Below are 16,480 nucleotides of genomic sequence, written 5' to 3'. Positions count from 1 at the left end.
GGCGCTAGCGGGACGACTCACCCAAGGACAGGTCGTCCGCCAGGCGGAAGACGTTGCGCGTCGGGTGCACGTCGACCAGGAAGCTCGCCCCGACTTCGACGATCTTCTCGCCGTGGACGAGGTGGCTCGTGGTGAACGGCGGCCTGCCCGGCACGGTGACCAGCATCCGGACCCTGGTGCAGCGGTCCTCGCCGCACCACACGCGCTCGGCGGACGTGACCTGCCCCAGGACGCGCACACCGGCCGTGTCCAGGTCACGCCACACTCGCCGGTCCCGCGCGGTGCCGACGACGGCGATGATCGTGACGACCACGGTGACAGCGGTCAGGACAATGCCGGTCACGACGACGGCCAGCTTGTCGTCGTCGGGGACGTATCCGCCCACGCCGGCCACCAGGGCCAGGGGACCGGCGCTCATGACCGCAAGCCCGAGCGCGGTCCAGAACGGCTGCTCGAAGAAGACCGGCGGGCGACTCACCGGGCCTTCGGCCTCAGGTGTTCCCACGCTCGTCATGGCATGGCCCGCCTGCCGCTGGGCGAAAGGTCCGAAGCACCTCGAAAGCGTCCTGGCACGAGCGAAATATAGCCCGGCCGCCAAGCCTTCGGGGTGACCGCATCGACCGGTAGAGGTCTGGACCATTTCGTGCTTCAATGACGGTGGGTCGCCGCCTGTAAGCGAAAGGTGAGCGAATGTCCGCCCGCTTGTTGCCGAGGGCACTGACAGCCCTGCTTCTGCTCATGAGCACGATGCTCGTCCCGTCCACCGCCCAGGCGGCCGACACGTGCGCGCTCAAACCCCGCCCCGCGGGCAAGGTCCTGCACGGGTACTGGGAGAACTGGGACGGTGCGTCCAACGGGGTCCATCCGCCGTTCGGCTGGACCCCGATCACCGACAGCCGCATCAAGCAGCACGGGTACAACGTGATCAACGCGGCGTTCCCCGTGATCCGCTCCGACGGCACCGTGCTGTGGGAGGACGGCATGGACGTCGGCGTGAAGGTCGCGACGCCTGCCGAGATGTGTGCGGCGAAGGAGGCCGGGGCCACGATCCTGTTGTCGATCGGCGGCGCGGCGGCGGGCATCGATCTGAGTTCGGCCACGGTGGCCAACCGGTTCGTCGCCACTGTCGTGCCGATCCTGAAGAAGTACAACTTCGACGGGATCGACATCGACATCGAGACCGGTCTGGTCGGCAGCGGCAACATCAACCAGCTGTCGGCGTCGCAGGCGAACCTCGTTCGCATCATCGACGGCGTGCTGGCGGCCATGCCGGCCGGGTTCGGGCTCACCATGGCGCCGGAGACCGCGTACGTGACGGGCGGCAGTGTCGTGTACGGCTCGATCTGGGGTGCCTACCTGCCGATCATCAAGAAGTACGCGGACAACGGTCGTCTGTGGTGGCTCAACATGCAGTACTACAACGGTTCCATGTACGGGTGCTCCGGCGACAGCTACTCGGCCGGGACCGTGCAGGGGTTCGTGGCGCAGACGCAGTGCCTGAACAAGGGACTGGTCGTGCAGGGCACCACGATCAAGGTGCCCTACGACAAGCAGGTTCCCGGTCTGCCCGCGCAACCGGGTGCCGGTGGCGGCTACATGAACCCCACGCTGGTCGGGCAGGCCTGGAACAGCTTCGGCGGCCAGCTCAAGGGGCTCATGACCTGGTCCATCAACTGGGACGGCTCGAAGAACTGGACCTTCGGCGACAAGGTGAAGTCGTTGCAGGGCCGTTAGAGCACGATGGTGTTCTGCCCTGCGGCGATGCGCCAGACACCGTCCTCTTTGGACAGGATGTAGAGCGGTGAACCCTCGTTCTGGTCGAGGATCGGAGTGCCGTCGGGTAGGACGGGACGCTGGCGGATCTTGACGGCCGCCACGTCGGGCCGGATGAAGAGCACGTGCGCCACCTCGTACGTGGCGGTCGCCTCCTTCGCCGCGCCGGGCAGGACCTGGCGGGTGAAGGAGGCGATCTCGTCGCGGCCGGTGAGCCGCTTGCCGTGCGCGGTCGTCCAGATCGCGTCGGAGCGGAAGAGGCCGATGAACTCCTCGGGGAGCTCGTTCTGCTGCGAGTGCTGGACGGTGGCGACGAGCTTCTTGATCTCTGCGGTGTCGGTCATGGTCAAGATCGTCGTACCTCGACCAAGCTGGAGGTCAAGCCCTTGTTCGCTGGGTCACTGGCGAGGCGTGACCCGGGACTCGTAGGAGTTCGGCTGGTACCAGGGGTTGTAGAAGCAGCCGGTGCCGTACTTCTGGTCGTGGCCGGGGCAGGCGTACGAGATCAGGAACGGGTTGGAACGCACGCCGAACTTCTCCCAGGCCGCCAGGGACTGCATGGCCACGGCGTACTCGGAGTCGCTGAACGCGCTGTGCGTCGCCTCGGTCGTGAAGGTCTGCACGAGGTTGTACCAGCGGCCGGCCTTCCTCACGACGTCGCGATAAGCCGACTCGTGCTCGACGAACGCGGTGGGGTCGCCGATCGCGTGCACCGACAGGACCGGAATGTCGATCTTGCCGGTGAGATCGCTGTCGTAGACCAGTTCGGCGCGGGCCGCCGGGTCGGCGGCGAAGCGTTCGACGCCGGCGTTCAGCGCCTGGTCGTCGTGCGAACCCTTGTACACCACACCCGTGTTGCTCCACGGGTTCCGGTCGCCCAGGCGGTTGTGCACGATGTCGCGGAACGTGAACGTCGCGAAGTTGAGGTGCGAGTTCAGCGTCTGCTCGGGAATCTTCGTGACCGTGAGGATGTCCGTGAGCTTCTGCTGCTGCTCGGGCGTGCGACTGCCTGCCACGCCAAGGCATTCCTCGATCCGGCCGCGCAGCCCGGCGGTGGTCATCGTGGAGCCGGGACGCAGGCCCTGCCACAGCGGGTACTGCGCCTCGGACGGCCGCGGATGGTTGCCGCAGTAGTACTGGTAGACCACGCGCAGGTCGACGCGGTAGTCGTAGCCACGCGAACCGCCGGCCAGGACGCCGCTCGTGAGCAGCGCCGCGTCATAACCCTTGTACAGCTCGATGGTCTTCGCCGCGACGTTGCCGCCCCACGACTGCCCGTGGAGATACACCTTGTGCGGCTTGAGCATCCCGACGACCATCCTGCGCAGGTTGTCGGTGTCCTCGGCTGCCATCCGCGTGCCGTAACCGCCGCGCCGGTACGAGGTGCCGGCCCACGCGTAGCCCTCCTTGACCATGACCGACCAGCGGTTCAGGTCGTCACGCGTGCGCTCCGGGGTGGGGTCGCCCAGGTCAGGGCCGCCGTGCGAGTGCACGACGAGCGTCTTGTTCCACTTCTTCGGCACGGCGATCGTGTAGTACGCGCCGTTCGGGTCCCGGCCTTCGTAACAGGTGGTGCCGGCGGGGACGTTCTCCGGGCACGGTGCTGTGGGAGGCAGGTGCACCGGCGACGTGAGACTCGCGGTGAGTGCGAATGCCAGCAGGACGTTCATGGCCGGAATCGTGGGTCCAGCTCGGCAAGTGGTCCAGCTCACTCGCACAAACTTGGGATTTCCCTGACGTTACGATCGTGGCCCGGTGCGGTAGCGGACGCTGTTCAGCACGTGGCGTGCCCACGCGTGGTCGGCCGGGTCGTCGTGTACGCAGGTCACGACGACCATCTCGCCGAACCGCGCGACGTGGCCGTGGAACTCGTGCTGGCCCGAGGCCGAGGTGAGCCACAGGGCGTGCCGCAACTCGACGCCGTCGCGCTCCTGGAACCGCTGGTCCTCCGGCACGTCCGGCGCGCCCTCCAGCGCCAGTTCGAGGAACCGGTCGGCCGACGTGCCCTGGGCCCGGCGGACGTCGACGAACACCGCGCGGCCGGGCCCGGCGAACCGCAGGCCCTCCTCCAGCACGTGTGGGGCGAGGCCCGCAGTCCGTTCGACGCTCCACCTGCCGGGCAGTTTCTGCTGGATCGACACCGGCAGCTCGACCAGGTACCCGCTGAGCACCTCGTCGCGGTCCCAGACCTTCCCGAGCAACGGGTGCCGGACGTATTCGGGCAGGCCCTCGGGCTCGCGGACCTCGGCGGCGACCTCCACGCCGCGCAGGCCGTCCCACGGCTTGATGTCGTGCGCGAACGTGCCGGTGAACTTCAGCGAGGCGTAGCCGGGGCCGTCCCACGAGTCGGCCGCGTGCCGGGCGTCCTGCGGATCGACCCGCATCCAGGCGCCGAACCACAGCTCCAGGTCGCCGGTCAGTTCGACGAGCAGCACGCACCGGACGTACGCGGCGTCGCCGGTCAGGAGCACGTTGCCGCCGGCCAGGAGCGTGGGGGCGCGCACGCCGGGCGGCAGGCCCAGGTCCAGGTCGATGGCGCCCGAATCGTCGAGCTCGGTGCCGCAGCAGTCGCAGGCCGTCACCCGATGTACCGGACGCTGTTGAGCACGTGCTGCGCCCACGCCCTGTCGACCGGATAGCGGTGCACGCAGCGCACGGAGATCATCGTGCCGGGACGGACGACGTGCGCGTGGAACACCTGTTCCTCGTGGCCGTCGATCACCTCGCTGAGCCAGAACGCGTGACGCAACTCCGGGCCGTTGTGCTCCACGGAGTGCTCGGCGCTCGCGGGGTAGCCGTCGAGGACCGCGCCGAGGAAGTCACTCACGCTGCCACCGGTGAGGTCGGCGTAGACGTCGAGAGCCACCCGGCGGTCCGGGCTCGTGAACCTGACCGTGCGGCCGTCGACGACGCAGCGCATGCCCTCGGTGCGTTCGATGGTCCAGACCTCGCCCAGGGTCTCGCGAACCGGCACGGGCAACGGGTGCCGGATGCGGCACAGCACCTCGTCCCGGTCCCATTCGCGGTCCAGCAACGGGTGCGAGGTGAAGTACGGCAGCTCGTCGGTGTTGAGCACGGTGGCCTCGACGGGCACCCCGAGCAGGTCCCACGGTTTGATGACGTTCGCGAACGTGCCGGTGATCCGCAGGTTCGCGTACTGCTCGTCGTTGTCCCACACGGCGTGGGCGTACATCGCGTCGACCTTGCTGATCTGCGTCCACGCGCCGAACACGACCTCGGTTCCGCCGGTCAGCCGAACCGGGAGCAGGCAACGGATGTAGGAGTCACCGTCCGGTCCGACGAGCAGGCCGCCCGTGGGGGCACCGAGTTGCTCGCCGGGCACCCCGAGCAGTTGCTCCGGACGGTTCAGCCTGTAGTCGATGCGGTCCGTAGAGGTGATCTCGGCTCCGCAGCATCCGCATTGGACGGTCATGCGGCCACATGGTAGTGCGGCGACCGCAATCGTCACCGTGCCCTCCACCGCTCAGCAGGGCACCTCGCGGTACCGGCCCCGCGCCCCCGTACAACCAGTACGAGGACGCGGGGCCCGTACCGCGATGCACCCGTCTGAGCGGCGAAGGACGCGGCAACGGTTAGCGGTCGCCGCACTACAGCTCCTTCTCGGTGAGCAGGCGAGAGCGCACCAGAAAACGTACTCCAAGCGGTGCCTCCAGCGAGAAACCGCTCCCACGGCCGGGCACCACGTCGATCGTCAGGTGCGTGTGGCTCCAGTACTCGAACTGCGCCGCGGACATCCACACAGGAATGACGAACTCGTCCACCGCGAGATCGCCGAGGTGGACGTCGGACGAACCGGTGCGGAACTCCCCGGCCAGGTAGCACATCGGGGCCGAGCCGTCGCAGCAGCCGCCGGACTGGTGGAACATCAGGTCGCCGTGGTCGGCCCGGAGGCCGCGGAGCACGTCCGCGGCCTCCGGCGTCAGTGCGACGCGCGGCATCAGAAGAAGCCCAGGGCGTTCGGGGAGTAGCTGACGAGCAGGTTCTTGGTCTGCTGGTAGTGGTCGAGCATCATCTTGTGGTTCTCGCGGCCGATGCCGGACTGCTTGTAGCCGCCGAACGCCGCGTGCGCCGGGTAGGCGTGGTAGTTGTTCACCCACACCCGGCCCGCCTGGATGTCGCGGCCGGCACGGTAGGCGACGGACCCGTCGCGTGACCACACGCCGGCTCCCAGGCCGTACAGGGTGTCGTTGGCGGTCTTCATGGCGTCGTCGTAGTCGGAGAACTGGGTGACCGACACGACCGGGCCGAAGATCTCCTCCTGGAAGATCCGCATCTTGTTGTCGCCCTCGAAGATCGTCGGCGTCACGTAGTAGCCGCCGGACAGTTCGCCGCCGAGGTCGGCGCGCTCGCCGCCGGTCAGCACGCGGGCGCCTTCCTGCTTGCCGATGTCGATGTAGGACAGGATCTTCTCGAGCTGGTCGTTGGACGCCTGCGCGCCCATCATCGTCTCGGTGTCGAGCGGGTGGCCCTGCTTGATCGCGCGGGTCCGTTCCACGGCGTCACCCATGAAGCCGTCGTAGATGTCGCTCTGCACCAACGCCCGCGACGGGCAGGTGCAGACCTCGCCCTGGTTCAGCGCGAACATCGTGAAGCCTTCGAGTGCCTTGTCGTAGAAGGCATCCCGCTGGGAGGCCACGTCGGAGAAGAACACGTTGGGCGACTTGCCGCCGAGCTCCAGCGTGACGGGGATGATGTTCTCGCTGGCGTACTGCATGATCAACCGGCCGGTGGTCGTCTCGCCGGTGAACGCCACCTTCGCGATGCGGCGCGAGGACGCGAGCGGCTTGCCCGCCTCGACGCCGAAACCGTTGACGATGTTCAGGACGCCCGGCGGGATGAGGTCGGCGATCAGTTCCATCAGGACGTGGATCGACGCCGGCGTCTGCTCGGCGGGCTTGAGCACGACCGCGTTGCCCGCGGCCAGGGCGGGCGCGAGCTTCCAGACCGCCATCAGGATCGGGAAGTTCCACGGGATGATCTGCGCGACGACGCCGAGCGGTTCGTGCAGGTGGTAGGCGACCAGGTCCTCGTCGATCTGCGAGATGCCGCCCTCCTGGGCCCGCAGCGCGCCCGCGAAGTAGCGGAAGTGGTCGACGGCGAGCGGCAGGTCGGCGGCCAGGGTCTCGCGGACGGCCTTGCCGTTGTCCCACGTCTCCGCGACCGCGAGCATCTCCAGGTTGGCCTCGATGCGGTCGGCGATCTTGTTGAGTACGTTGGCGCGTTCCGCGACCGACGTCCTGCCCCAGGCACGGGAGGCGCCGTGGGCGGCGTCCAGCGCGCGGTCGACGTCCTCGGAGGTGCCTCGCGCGATCTCGGTGAAGTTCTCACCGGTGACAGGGGTGGGGTTGGCGAAGTACTGGCCCTTGGCGGGCGGCACGTACTCGCCTCCGATGAAGTGGTCGTACCGGTCGCGATACGTGACCACGCTGCCGGGTTGTCCTGGAGCCGCGTACTTCGCCATCTGGGCCTCCCGCGTCGTTGCGAACCGGTGGCGAACGTAGAACCGCCGACGTTTCACCCACGTTGCATCCGAACGGAGTAGCCGCGGGCTTGCTCCGGCGGCAACGGGCCCTGCATCCTGGAGCAATGGACCCCGGCGAACTGGGTGCCGCCCGGCCGGTGATCTTCGAGTCGTGGCGGAGGTCGCTCGACGCGCGCATCGATCCCGACCGGCACGAGGCGCCGGTCGTCTACGGGCCGGACGAGGTCGCGGACCTGCGTGGCGCGCACCCGCTGGCCGCGACCGTCCCGCTGCTCACGCACACGCTGTCGATGGACGACACGATCATGATCGTCACCGACACGCGTGGTCACATCCTGTGGTGCGAGGGCGACAACCAGGTCCGGCACAGGGCCGAACGCGTCCACCTCACCGAGGGGTCGCGGTGGAGCGAGGACGTCATCGGCACGAACGCGATGGGCACCGCGCTGGTGACCGGCAGGTCCGTCACCGTCCACTCCCGCGAACACCTCGTGCGCACCTACCACGGCTGGACGTGCGCGGCGAGCCCGATCCACGACCCCCACACGGGGTTACTGCTGGGGGTCGTCGACGTCAGCGGGCCGTTGAAGACGATGCACCCTGCCGTCGCGCAGCTCGTGTCCGCGGCCGCGCGGCTGGCCGAGCACCACCTGCAGCGGTTCGCGCCGCGGCAGCACGTGCTGACGCTGAACTTCCTCGGCGGCCTGCACGCCGGCCTCGACGGACGGCCGCTGGCGCTGACGTTGCGCAACGCGGAGGTGCTGACGGCGCTCGCCCTGCACCCCAAGGGTCTGACGGCGGAACAACTCGCGTTGTTGCTCTATGGTGAACGTGGGAACCCGACCACGGTCCGCGCGGAGCTGCACAGGCTGCGCGCGCAGCTCGGTGGTGTCCTGCTGACGAGGCCGTACCGGCTCGATGCCGTGGTGCGCGGTGACTTCCTGGACGTCCGGTCGGCGCTCAGGTCCGGCGACGCCGGCAAGGCGACCAGGCACTACCACGGTGATCTGCTCCCCCGTTCGGACGCGCCGGTGGTCCGCGAGGAGCGGGCCGACCTCGCCGCCGCGGTGCGCAAGGGTGCGCTGGAGCGGGGAGATCTCGACGCGCTGCTGTCGTTCGCGGACAACGGCGAGGACGCCGAGGTGCTCGAACGCCTGCACCTGCTGCTCCCGGTCACCGATCCTCGTCACGCTCTCGTCTCCTCGCGCCTGCGAAGGGCGCTGGAATAGGCTTTCCCGCCAGGGGAGGGCAAAGTGAAGCAGTGCATCAACTGCATGACCCGGTTGCCGCGCAAGGAGGTCACCGAGGTCGCGTGGTGCTCTTTGTGCGCGCCGTGCCTGCAGGTCGTGTCCGACCAGATGAAGGTGCTGCACGACCGGCCCGGTGGCGCGCCCGTGCAGATCCAGCAGTGCGGCTGGTGCGGTGTCGCGCGCTCGTGCGGCGTCGGCTGGCGCACGAGGTGCCTGGTGTGCCTGGACGACAGGTCCGTGCCGGACCCGGCGGTCCAGAAGATCGCGCACCGGCTGGAGCTCGACGGCACCTGGCGCGAGAACTCGGAGTTCATCGCCGCGACGACCGTGAAGGTCCGGCTCGCCAAGTACTTCCGGCCCGGCTTGACCGTGCTCGCGACGGACGTGCACGGGCTGCCGTGGACCGGGTACCGGTGGCTGACCAAGTCGCACGGCACGTGGGGCCGCGACGACGAGACCGGGGAAGTGCGGCAGCTCAAGCGCGTGCGCGGCGAGGAGGGCCTGCTCTACCTCGTGCGGTACGGGACGGTGCTCAAGTTCGGGCGCGGGACCGCGGACCGGGTGAGCGCGCACGTCGCCCAGGGCGCGGTGCCGGTCATCGTGCTCTCCGCGCCGAGCCAGCAGGTCGTCGTGGCCAGGGACCGGCTCAAGCGGCTGCACCGGGGCGAGATGGTGTCGCAGCGGACGCCGGTCGACCTGTTCGCGGTGCTGCCGGACGGGCTCGACGTCACCGACCGGTTCCCGCGGAGTTGATCCCGGGTAGTCCACCACCATGGACGACGTCGTGGTGGTCGGGCAGGTGGGACGGGACCTGGTCCTCGTCGTGGACGAGGTGCCGGAGGCCGGCGGCTCGACTCCCGTGCGGGAGCGCCGGGAGATGCTGGGCGGCAAGGGCGCGAACATCGCGGTCGGGCTGGCGCAGCTGGGGGCACCGGTCGCGCTCGTCGGTGTGGTCGGGGACGACGACGTGGGCGCCCGGCTGATCGCGCGGGCCGGGGCGGACGGGATCGCCACCGAGGGCGTGGTGCGGCGGCCCGAGTGCGACACCGCGCTGTTCGTGGACGTGGTCGCCGACGGGTGGCGCTACCTGGAGGACGTTCCGGACGGCGTGCTGCTGCGCGAGGAGGACCTGCCGATCGAGGTCATCGCGCGGGCGGCCACCGTGGTCGTGCAGCTGCAGCAACCACCAGAGGTGGCTCTCAAGGCGGCGCGGGCGGCATCCGGGCGGGTGGTGCTCGACGGCGCACCCGAACGGCTGCGAGACGAACTGCTGGCGTGCGCGGACGTGGTGCGCGCGGACCACCGCGAGGCCGAGCAGCTGACCGGCCGGAAGATCAGGAGCGCGGACGACGCGCTGGCCGCGGCCAGCGAGCTGATGCCGAAGGAGCTCGTGGCGTTCGCCGTGGACGGTGTGGGCAATGTGTTCATGTGGGACGGAGGAGAGCTGGTGGTGCCGCTGGGGGACGTGGAGGTGGTGGACACGACCGGGGGCGGTGACGCGTTCGTGGCGGGGCTGGCGTTCGCTCTCACGCGTGGAGACGGCCCCGGGCAGGCGGCGCGGCTCGCGGTCGAGGCCTCGGGGGCCACGGTGACGCATCCCGGGGGACGGCCGAACCTCACTGCAAGCTGATCAGGCGCGTTATCGTTGAGACGTCCAGTGAGGGGAGGGGTCGCATGCGAGTACTCGCCGTAGTGCTGTTGCTGCTGCTCTCCGCCACGCCCGCGCACGCCGCGACAGGCACGTACATCCGCCTCGGGCACTTCTCGATGGACCAGGCGCGCGTCGACGGCACGCTCGACGGGGTCAAGCTCGGCACCCTCGACTACGCCCAGCTCTACGACTACCGCCGCATCGAGCCGGGGGAGCATGTCGCCGAGTTCCGCATGGCCGAGCCGGGGAGCCCGTTGCTGCGGTCGGTGTCGATGCGGGCGGAGCCAGGGAAGACCTACACGGTCATCGACATCGCCTCCTCGATGAAGGTGCTGGAGGACGACATCAGCCTGCCCCCGGACGGGCAGGCGCGGCTGCGCGTGATCAACGCCGGTGACGCCGACATGGACCTGGTGCGCGGCGGCGCGCCCGTGCACCGAGGCGTGCAGGCGAACTCCACGACCGGCTACGTCCTGCTGGCACCCGGCTCGGACGGGCTGCAGGTGCTGCCGCGTGGCAAGGACTCGACGACGCTGGAGGCCACGATCGAACCCGGCGGCGTCTACACGTTGCTGGTCAGCGCGCGGCGGATCGAGCTGCGGACCGACGCCAAGGGCGCCGAGGTCGTGCCCGGTGGCGGGCAGGAGACGGGGTTCGGCGGCATGGCGGGCGGCTGGGACTGGCTCACCGCCCTGGTGATCACGCTCATCGTGGGCGTGGCGATGTACTCGGTGCGCGGCCGGCTGTTCCGGTTCGGCTGATGGCCAAGGGCAAGCTCCTCATGGGGGCGGCGGTGCTGGTCACGCTGATCTACGTCGTCAAGGGGCCTGGCGCGGACGAGGTGCCGGAGCCGGTGACGGTGCTGATCCCGTCGATCGGCGTCGACACCACGCTCGAAGCGCTGAAGGTCGACTCCGCCGGGGCGCTGGAACCGCCGACCCGCTCGGACCAGGCCGGGTGGTACGCCAAAGGCATCGCGCCTGGTGACGCCGGTCCGGCCGTGATCGCCGGGCACGTCGACTCGAAGACCGGGCCCGGCGTGTTCTTCCGGCTGCCCGAGCTCCAGCCCGGTGCCGAGGTGCTGGTGGAGCGCGAGGACGGCAGCAAGCTCACGTTCGTCGTGAACAGCACCCAGACGATGGAGAAGTCCGCGTTCCCGACCGCCCTGGTGTACGGGCCGACGCCGTTGTCCGAGCTGCGGCTCGTCACGTGCGGGGGCGACTTCGACCGGGTCGCGGGCAGCTACCGTAACAACGTCATCGTGGAAGCGGTGCTGAAAGTCTGACGGTCTCGTCCGCCCACCGCGTGAGCAGCGTGGTGTCGTGCGAGATCGCGAGCACGCCCGCGCCGGACTCGCGTTGGTACGCCCGGATCACGCCGACCAGCGCCGCCGTCGTGGAGGCGTCCAGCATCGTCGTCATCTCGTCGCAGATCAGGTACCGCGGGTTCAGCGCGAGCGCACGGGCGAGGCAGGCGCGTTGCAGCTGGCCGTCGCTGACCTCGTGCGGGCGGCGGCCCAGCAGGTCGTCGGTGAGCATCACCAGGTCGGCCAGTTCGCCGACGCGGTCGCCGCCGGGTTCCGCGATCGCCCGGCGGAGCGTGAACCGCGGGTCGACGGACAACCTCGGCTGCTGGAACAGGACACCGATCCTGGTGCGTTGCGCGGCCTTGAACCGGAACCCGGTGACGGTCTCGCCGTCGATCTCCACCGTGCCTGCGAACGGCTTGTGCAGCAACGCGAGCACGCGCGCCAAAGTGGACTTGTCCGATCCGCTCGGCCCGGCGAGACCCACCGTCTGTCCGGGGTGGACGGTCAGGCTGACGTCGGTGATCACCGGAGCCTGGTAGCCGGCGGTGATGCCCAGCCCGGTCAGCACGGGCGGTGGCACGCGACGGCGTGCGGGTCGTCGGTGAGCACGGGTCGGTCCTCGCAGATCGCGGTGGCCTGGTCGCAGCGCGGGGCGAACGCGCACCCCGCCGGCAGGTCGGTGAGCAGGGGAGGCTGGCCGGGGATCGGGAGGAAGTCCCGTTCCGGCAGGGCGTTCGCGAGCCCTCGGCTGTAGGGGTGCTTCGAGGCGTCGAGCACCTCGTGCGCCGGGCCGACCTCGACGATCCGGCCCGCGTACATCACCGCGATCCGGTCGGCGACCCTGTGCGCCGCCGCGAGGTCATGAGTGATCAGCAGGACGGCGTGGCCGTCGTCGACCAGCCTGCGGAACTCGTCGAGCAGCCCGTCCACGAGGTCGCGGTCGAGGCCGGTGGTGGGTTCGTCGGCGATGAGCAGCGGCGGGTTGCCCACGAGCGCCAGCGCGTTCGCGACGCGCTGCGCCATACCGCCGGACAGCTCGTGCGGGTAGCGGTCGAGGTGTCCGGGCAGCAGGCCGGCCCGTTCGGCTGCCTGCCGGGCGTCGCCGCCGAGGACGCGCGCGGCCTCCTCGAGCTGGGACCGCGCGGTGCGGACCGGCGTCAGGTGGCTCGCCGGACTCTGCGGGATGAGCCCGATCCGCCGTCCGCGCACCGTGGTCGCGAGCTCGTGGTCGGTCGCCGTGAGCAGGTCGATCTCGCCGAGTCGCGCGCTGCCCGAGGTCTCCGCGTTGCCCGGGAGGAACCCGAGCAGGGCGGAGGCCAGCACCGTCTTGCCACAGCCGCTCTCGCCGACCAGCGCGACGCACTCGCCGGGCCTGATCCGCAACGACACGTCGTTCACGGCCTCGACGGTCGCGCCCTTGAGCGCGAACCGCACCGACACCCGGTCGATCTCCAGGTTCACCACGTCAGCTCCGTGCGCCGCTTGGGGTTCAGCCGGTCCCGCCACACACCGCTCAGCCCGGACACCGCCAGCGTCGTGATGATCAGCAGCAGTCCGGGTGCCAGCGACATCCACCAGCCGCCGATCAGCAACGAGCGCTGGGCGTCGTTGATCATGTTGCCGATGCTGGCCGCGTGCGGCGGCAGACCGAGGCCCAGGAACGACAACGCCGTCTCGTGCCACACCGCGTGCGGCACCATCAGGGTGGTCGCGAGCAGCACCTGCGGGGCGACGTTCGGCAGCAGGTGCCGGGTGAGTACCTGAGTCCGGCTCGCGCCGCCGACGATCGCCGCGTCGATGAACGGCCTCGTGCGCAGCGACAGCACCTCCGACCGTACGATCCGGGCGGCGGTCAGCCAGTGCGTCAGCGCGATCGAGATGATCACGGCGGAGAGGCTGGGCCGCAGGATCGCCACGATCACGATGCCCAGCAGCAGGTGCGGTACCGAGGCGATCGCGTCGACCACGCGCATCAGGATCCGGTCGAACCAGCCGCCGATCGACCCCGCGAGCGCACCGACCGCCGTGCCGGCGACCGCGGAGATCACGGCCGCGACCACACCGACCGTGAGGGACACGCGCAGGGCGTAGACGCAGCGCAGCAACACGTCACGGCCCAGTTCGTCCGTGCCGAACAGGTGCGCGGCGGACGGCGGCTGGTTGGCGATCGCGAGGTCGACGTACTGCTCGTTGAGCTCTGCGAACAGCGGCACGACCAGGACGACCAGCGCGACGACACCCAGGACGATCGCGGACGGCAGGAGCCGCCACTTCGGCGATCGCGGCGGGCTCGCGGCGGTGAGGCGGCTGCGTGGAGCAGGACGCCAGGTCAGGTCAGCCATCGAGCGCCACCCTCGGGTCGGCCAGCGCGTACAGGACGTCGGCCAGCAGGTTGCCCACCAGCACCACGCCCGTCGCCATCACGGTCAGCGCGCCCAGCAACGCGAAGTCGACGTTCAGCGCCGCCTCCACCGTCGCCCGCGCGATGCCCGGCCACGAGAACACCGTCTCCACCAGCAACGCCCCGGTGATCAGCTCGGGCAGCCGTGCGCCGAGAAGGGTCAGGAACGGCAGCAGCGAGGTGCGTAACGCGTGCCCCGACACCACCAGGTGGTCCGGCAGCCCGCGCGCACGAGCGCCGATCACGTGGTCCTGTGTGAACGACTCCAGGAGGTTCTGCCGCACGAACAGGACGAACCACGGCGCCTGCGAGATCGCCAGCACGGCCACCGGCAGCACCATGTGGGCCGCGACGCCGCCGGCGGACACCGGTTCGGACCCGGTCGTCACGCCGCCGCCGGGAAGCCATCGCAGCTGCAGCGCGAACACGTACAGCACCGCGAGTCCCACCCAGAAGACCGGCGCGGCCTCCAGCGCGTAACAGCCGCCCGTGATCGACCGGTCGAGCCACGACCCCTGCCGCCACGCCGCGAGCGTGCCCAGGAGCAGTCCGAGCACCAGTGCCAGCGTGAAGCCGACCGACACCAGCAGCACCGTCCACCCGAGACGGTCGCCGATCACGGCCGACACGGGTTGCTGCAACGACAACGAGTCGCCGAGGTCGCCGGTGACCGCGTGCCGCAGCCAGGCCCAGTACTGGGACACGACGGGTTCGTCGACGCCCCAGTTCGCGCGCAGCTGGGCCACGCGTTCCGGTGAGGCGCCGATGATCCGGACGCCGAAGTAGCGTTCGATCGGGTCGAACGGCGATGCCTTGGCCAGCACGAACAACGCGAAGCTGACCACGAGCAGCACCGGGACCGCGAACGCGAGCCGGCGCAGCGCCAGCCTGCCGATCGCCTGCCCCCGCGTCACGGCTTCGGGGTCCAGCGCTCGAGGTTCCACCACACCGCGTGCACGAGGCCGTGGTCGTGCGGCTCGACCTGGGTCTCCTGGCCGTTCCACCTGTCCCGCACGACGTAGGTGTGGTCGAGGAACACCAGGAACGCCCAGCCGGGATCGGCGGCGTAGGCCTCCTGGAAGTCCTGGTAGGCCTGCTTGCGCGCGGCCGGGTCGAGGCTGCGGCGGGCGGTGTCGAGTGCGCTGTCCACAGTGGAGTTCCGGTACAGCGTCATGTTCACGTAGCCGTCCTGGCCCGCGTACTTGCTGTGCAGCAACGTGTACGCGGCCGTGTCCGGGTCGTACGGGTCGCCGCCGCCCCAGACCGACGCCGCTTCCTTGCGCCGCTGCAGCATGATGTCGAACGTGGTCGCCTCGACCGGGGCGTCGATGCCGAGCTTCGCGATGTCCGAGGCCGCGGCGAGCGCGAGTTCCTTGCGCAGCACGTCGGGAGCGGGGTAGAGCACGGGCAGCTTCGCGGCCTGGCCGTCCTTGGCGCGTTTGCCGTCCGCACCCTTGCGCCAGCCCGCCTCGTCGAGCAGCTTCTCCGCCTCGGCGACGTCGAAGGTGAACGCGGTCTTCTCGTCATACCAGTCCTTGAGGTACGGCGAGATGGGCGTGGACGCGGGCTTACCGGAGCCGGCCAGTACGGCGTCGATCATGGCCTGGCGGTTGATGCCGAGGTTGATCGCGCGCCGGACCTGCGGGGACGAGGTGAACGGCAGTTCGGACGGGATGCCGAGACCGCGGTAGTCGGCCGACGGGTTCCGCACGATCTGGTAGCCGGACCGGTCGCGGTAGGTCTGCGCGAGCTTGGGTGGCAGCACCGTGCCGTCGAACTCACCGGCGGCCATGCGGGTCGCGCGGGCGTTGTCGTCCGGCACGAAGACGACGGTCACGGACTTGATCGCGGGCGCGCCGCCCCAGTACTTCTCGTTGGCCTTCAACACCATCCGGTCGCCCTTGCGCCACGTCTCGATCGTGTACGGGCCGGTGCCGACCGGGGCGGTGTTGAACGGCGCGCTGTTGATGTCCGTGCCGGTGAGCCTCGCGGCGGGCACGATGCCGAGCGCGAGCTGCTGCGCGAACGGGGCGTAGGGGTAGGCGAGCGTGAACTCGACGGTGGCCGGGTCCTTCGCCACGACGCCGGCCAGCGCGTCGAACCGGGAGGCGATCGTGGAGTTCACCTTCTTGTCCACCACGGACCTGTAGGTGAACACGACGTCATCCGCGGTCAGCGGGGTGCCGTCGGAGAACGTGATGTCCTTGCGCAGCTTGGCCGTCCACGTCAGGCCGTCCGCCGACGCCGTCGGCAGCTCCTGCGCCAGAGCCGGTTTCAGCGCCAGCGAGGCGTCGCGCGAGACGAGTCCATCGAAGATCTTCGCGGCGCCGTCCGGGGCGTAGCCGAGCACGGGGTTGAGGTTCTCCGGCTCACTGCCCGCACCGATCAGGATGGACGTCGCCGGTCCGGTCGTCGAGCCGTCGGGTGACGAGCACCCTGCCAGCAGGACGACGGCCAGCAGAAGCGCGCGCCGCATCCAGTTCCTCCCCAGTGTCCGTGTTGCCAGAGGCAGCTAACAGCAAGCAAGTTGCAATAGGCAAGACCTTGCAGCTGCGCACTCGAGGAGAAGTCGGGCCCGGCTATCGCGGATCAG

Annotated in this window: 18 protein-coding genes; 6 read left to right on the top strand and 12 right to left on the bottom strand. The window is 69.8% G+C overall.

Annotated elements, in window-relative coordinates; genetic code table 11:
• Window positions 1-4 precede the first annotated feature (4 nt).
• Window positions 5-505 (bottom strand): hypothetical protein, encoded by a 501-nt coding sequence (locus tag IG04_RS0108865; protein WP_144065153.1) that lies wholly within the window; start codon window positions 503-505, stop codon window positions 5-7.
• 185 nt (window positions 506-690) lie between these two features.
• Between IG04_RS0108865 and IG04_RS0108860 the strand changes: the two genes are divergently transcribed.
• Window positions 691-1,734 carry a chitinase gene (locus tag IG04_RS0108860; protein ID WP_030476074.1) on the top strand — a complete coding sequence of 348 codons (1,044 nt, stop codon included), beginning with the start codon at window positions 691-693 and terminating at the stop codon, window positions 1,732-1,734.
• Here the strand turns inward: IG04_RS0108860 and IG04_RS0108855 are convergent.
• The 6 genes from IG04_RS0108855 to adh form a co-directional block, all read right to left on the bottom strand.
• On the bottom strand, window positions 1,731-2,117 hold the full coding sequence (locus IG04_RS0108855; RefSeq protein ID WP_030476073.1) for an SgcJ/EcaC family oxidoreductase: 387 nt from the start codon (window positions 2,115-2,117) through the stop codon (window positions 1,731-1,733). The two genes, IG04_RS0108860 and IG04_RS0108855, sit on opposite strands and share 4 nt — an antisense overlap.
• A 54-nt stretch (window positions 2,118-2,171) precedes the next feature.
• On the bottom strand, window positions 2,172-3,443 hold the full coding sequence (locus IG04_RS0108850; RefSeq protein WP_051769302.1) for an alpha/beta hydrolase: 1,272 nt from the start codon (window positions 3,441-3,443) through the stop codon (window positions 2,172-2,174).
• A 69-nt stretch (window positions 3,444-3,512) separates the two neighbouring features.
• A complete protein-coding gene (locus IG04_RS0108845) occupies window positions 3,513-4,355 on the bottom strand; it encodes a hypothetical protein (RefSeq protein ID WP_030476071.1) in 843 nt (280 codons plus the stop codon).
• Window positions 4,352-5,206 (bottom strand): DUF2199 domain-containing protein, encoded by an 855-nt coding sequence (locus tag IG04_RS0108840; protein ID WP_030476070.1) that lies wholly within the window; start codon window positions 5,204-5,206, stop codon window positions 4,352-4,354. The genes IG04_RS0108845 and IG04_RS0108840 overlap by 4 nt, the downstream gene beginning before the upstream one ends.
• A gap of 175 nt (window positions 5,207-5,381) precedes the next feature.
• Window positions 5,382-5,732 (bottom strand): DUF779 domain-containing protein, encoded by a 351-nt coding sequence (locus tag IG04_RS0108835; RefSeq protein ID WP_030476069.1) that lies wholly within the window; start codon window positions 5,730-5,732, stop codon window positions 5,382-5,384.
• A complete protein-coding gene (gene adh / locus IG04_RS0108830) occupies window positions 5,732-7,255 on the bottom strand; it encodes an aldehyde dehydrogenase (RefSeq protein WP_030476068.1) in 1,524 nt (507 codons plus the stop codon). Before adh ends, IG04_RS0108835 begins: the two co-directional genes overlap by 1 nt.
• Before the next feature lie 125 nt (window positions 7,256-7,380).
• Between adh and IG04_RS0108825 the strand changes: the two genes are divergently transcribed.
• From IG04_RS0108825 to IG04_RS0108805, 5 genes are read left to right on the top strand one after another with little or no spacing between them, the layout of a single operon-like run.
• Window positions 7,381-8,505: a GAF domain-containing protein gene (locus IG04_RS0108825; protein ID WP_051769299.1), complete on the top strand. Its 1,125-nt coding sequence runs from the start codon at window positions 7,381-7,383 to the stop codon at window positions 8,503-8,505.
• A 24-nt stretch (window positions 8,506-8,529) separates the two neighbouring features.
• Window positions 8,530-9,279: a hypothetical protein gene (locus IG04_RS0108820; RefSeq protein WP_030476066.1), complete on the top strand. Its 750-nt coding sequence runs from the start codon at window positions 8,530-8,532 to the stop codon at window positions 9,277-9,279.
• Between the two features lie 19 nt (window positions 9,280-9,298).
• Complete coding sequence (locus IG04_RS0108815) at window positions 9,299-10,156, top strand: PfkB family carbohydrate kinase (RefSeq protein WP_030476065.1); 858 nt, start codon at window positions 9,299-9,301, stop codon at window positions 10,154-10,156.
• Between the two features lie 44 nt (window positions 10,157-10,200).
• A complete protein-coding gene (locus tag IG04_RS0108810; protein WP_084400821.1) occupies window positions 10,201-10,938 on the top strand; it encodes a DUF4397 domain-containing protein in 738 nt (245 codons plus the stop codon).
• Window positions 10,938-11,462 carry a class F sortase gene (locus IG04_RS0108805; RefSeq protein ID WP_030476063.1) on the top strand — a complete coding sequence of 175 codons (525 nt, stop codon included), beginning with the start codon at window positions 10,938-10,940 and terminating at the stop codon, window positions 11,460-11,462. The genes IG04_RS0108810 and IG04_RS0108805 overlap by 1 nt, the downstream gene beginning before the upstream one ends.
• Here IG04_RS0108805 and IG04_RS0108800 read toward each other — a convergent pair.
• Genes IG04_RS0108800 through IG04_RS0108780 form a run of 5 tightly spaced genes read right to left on the bottom strand, consistent with a single transcriptional unit; the run spans window position 11,434 to window position 16,363 of the window.
• Window positions 11,434-12,054 carry an ABC transporter ATP-binding protein gene (locus IG04_RS0108800; protein ID WP_030476062.1) on the bottom strand — a complete coding sequence of 207 codons (621 nt, stop codon included), beginning with the start codon at window positions 12,052-12,054 and terminating at the stop codon, window positions 11,434-11,436. The genes IG04_RS0108805 and IG04_RS0108800 overlap by 29 nt on opposite strands.
• Window positions 12,048-12,950, bottom strand: a complete 903-nt coding sequence (locus IG04_RS0108795; RefSeq protein WP_030476061.1) for an ABC transporter ATP-binding protein — start codon at window positions 12,948-12,950, stop codon at window positions 12,048-12,050. The genes IG04_RS0108800 and IG04_RS0108795 overlap by 7 nt, the downstream gene beginning before the upstream one ends.
• The gene (locus IG04_RS0108790) at window positions 12,944-13,828 is read right to left on the bottom strand and encodes an ABC transporter permease (RefSeq protein ID WP_030476060.1); all 885 of its coding nucleotides are present in this window, start codon (window positions 13,826-13,828) and stop codon (window positions 12,944-12,946) included. The genes IG04_RS0108795 and IG04_RS0108790 overlap by 7 nt, the downstream gene beginning before the upstream one ends.
• Entirely contained in the window at window positions 13,821-14,831 is a 1,011-nt protein-coding gene (locus IG04_RS0108785; RefSeq protein ID WP_245815866.1) for an ABC transporter permease, read from the bottom strand. The genes IG04_RS0108790 and IG04_RS0108785 overlap by 8 nt, the downstream gene beginning before the upstream one ends.
• Window positions 14,798-16,363 carry an ABC transporter substrate-binding protein gene (locus tag IG04_RS0108780; RefSeq protein WP_030476058.1) on the bottom strand — a complete coding sequence of 522 codons (1,566 nt, stop codon included), beginning with the start codon at window positions 16,361-16,363 and terminating at the stop codon, window positions 14,798-14,800. Before IG04_RS0108780 ends, IG04_RS0108785 begins: the two co-directional genes overlap by 34 nt.
• Window positions 16,364-16,480 lie beyond the last annotated feature (117 nt).

The organism is Lentzea albidocapillata (assembly GCF_000719115.1).
GTDB classification, from domain to species: domain Bacteria; phylum Actinomycetota; class Actinomycetes; order Mycobacteriales; family Pseudonocardiaceae; genus Lentzea; species Lentzea albidocapillata.
This window is presented reverse-complemented; position numbering and strand designations above follow the sequence as displayed.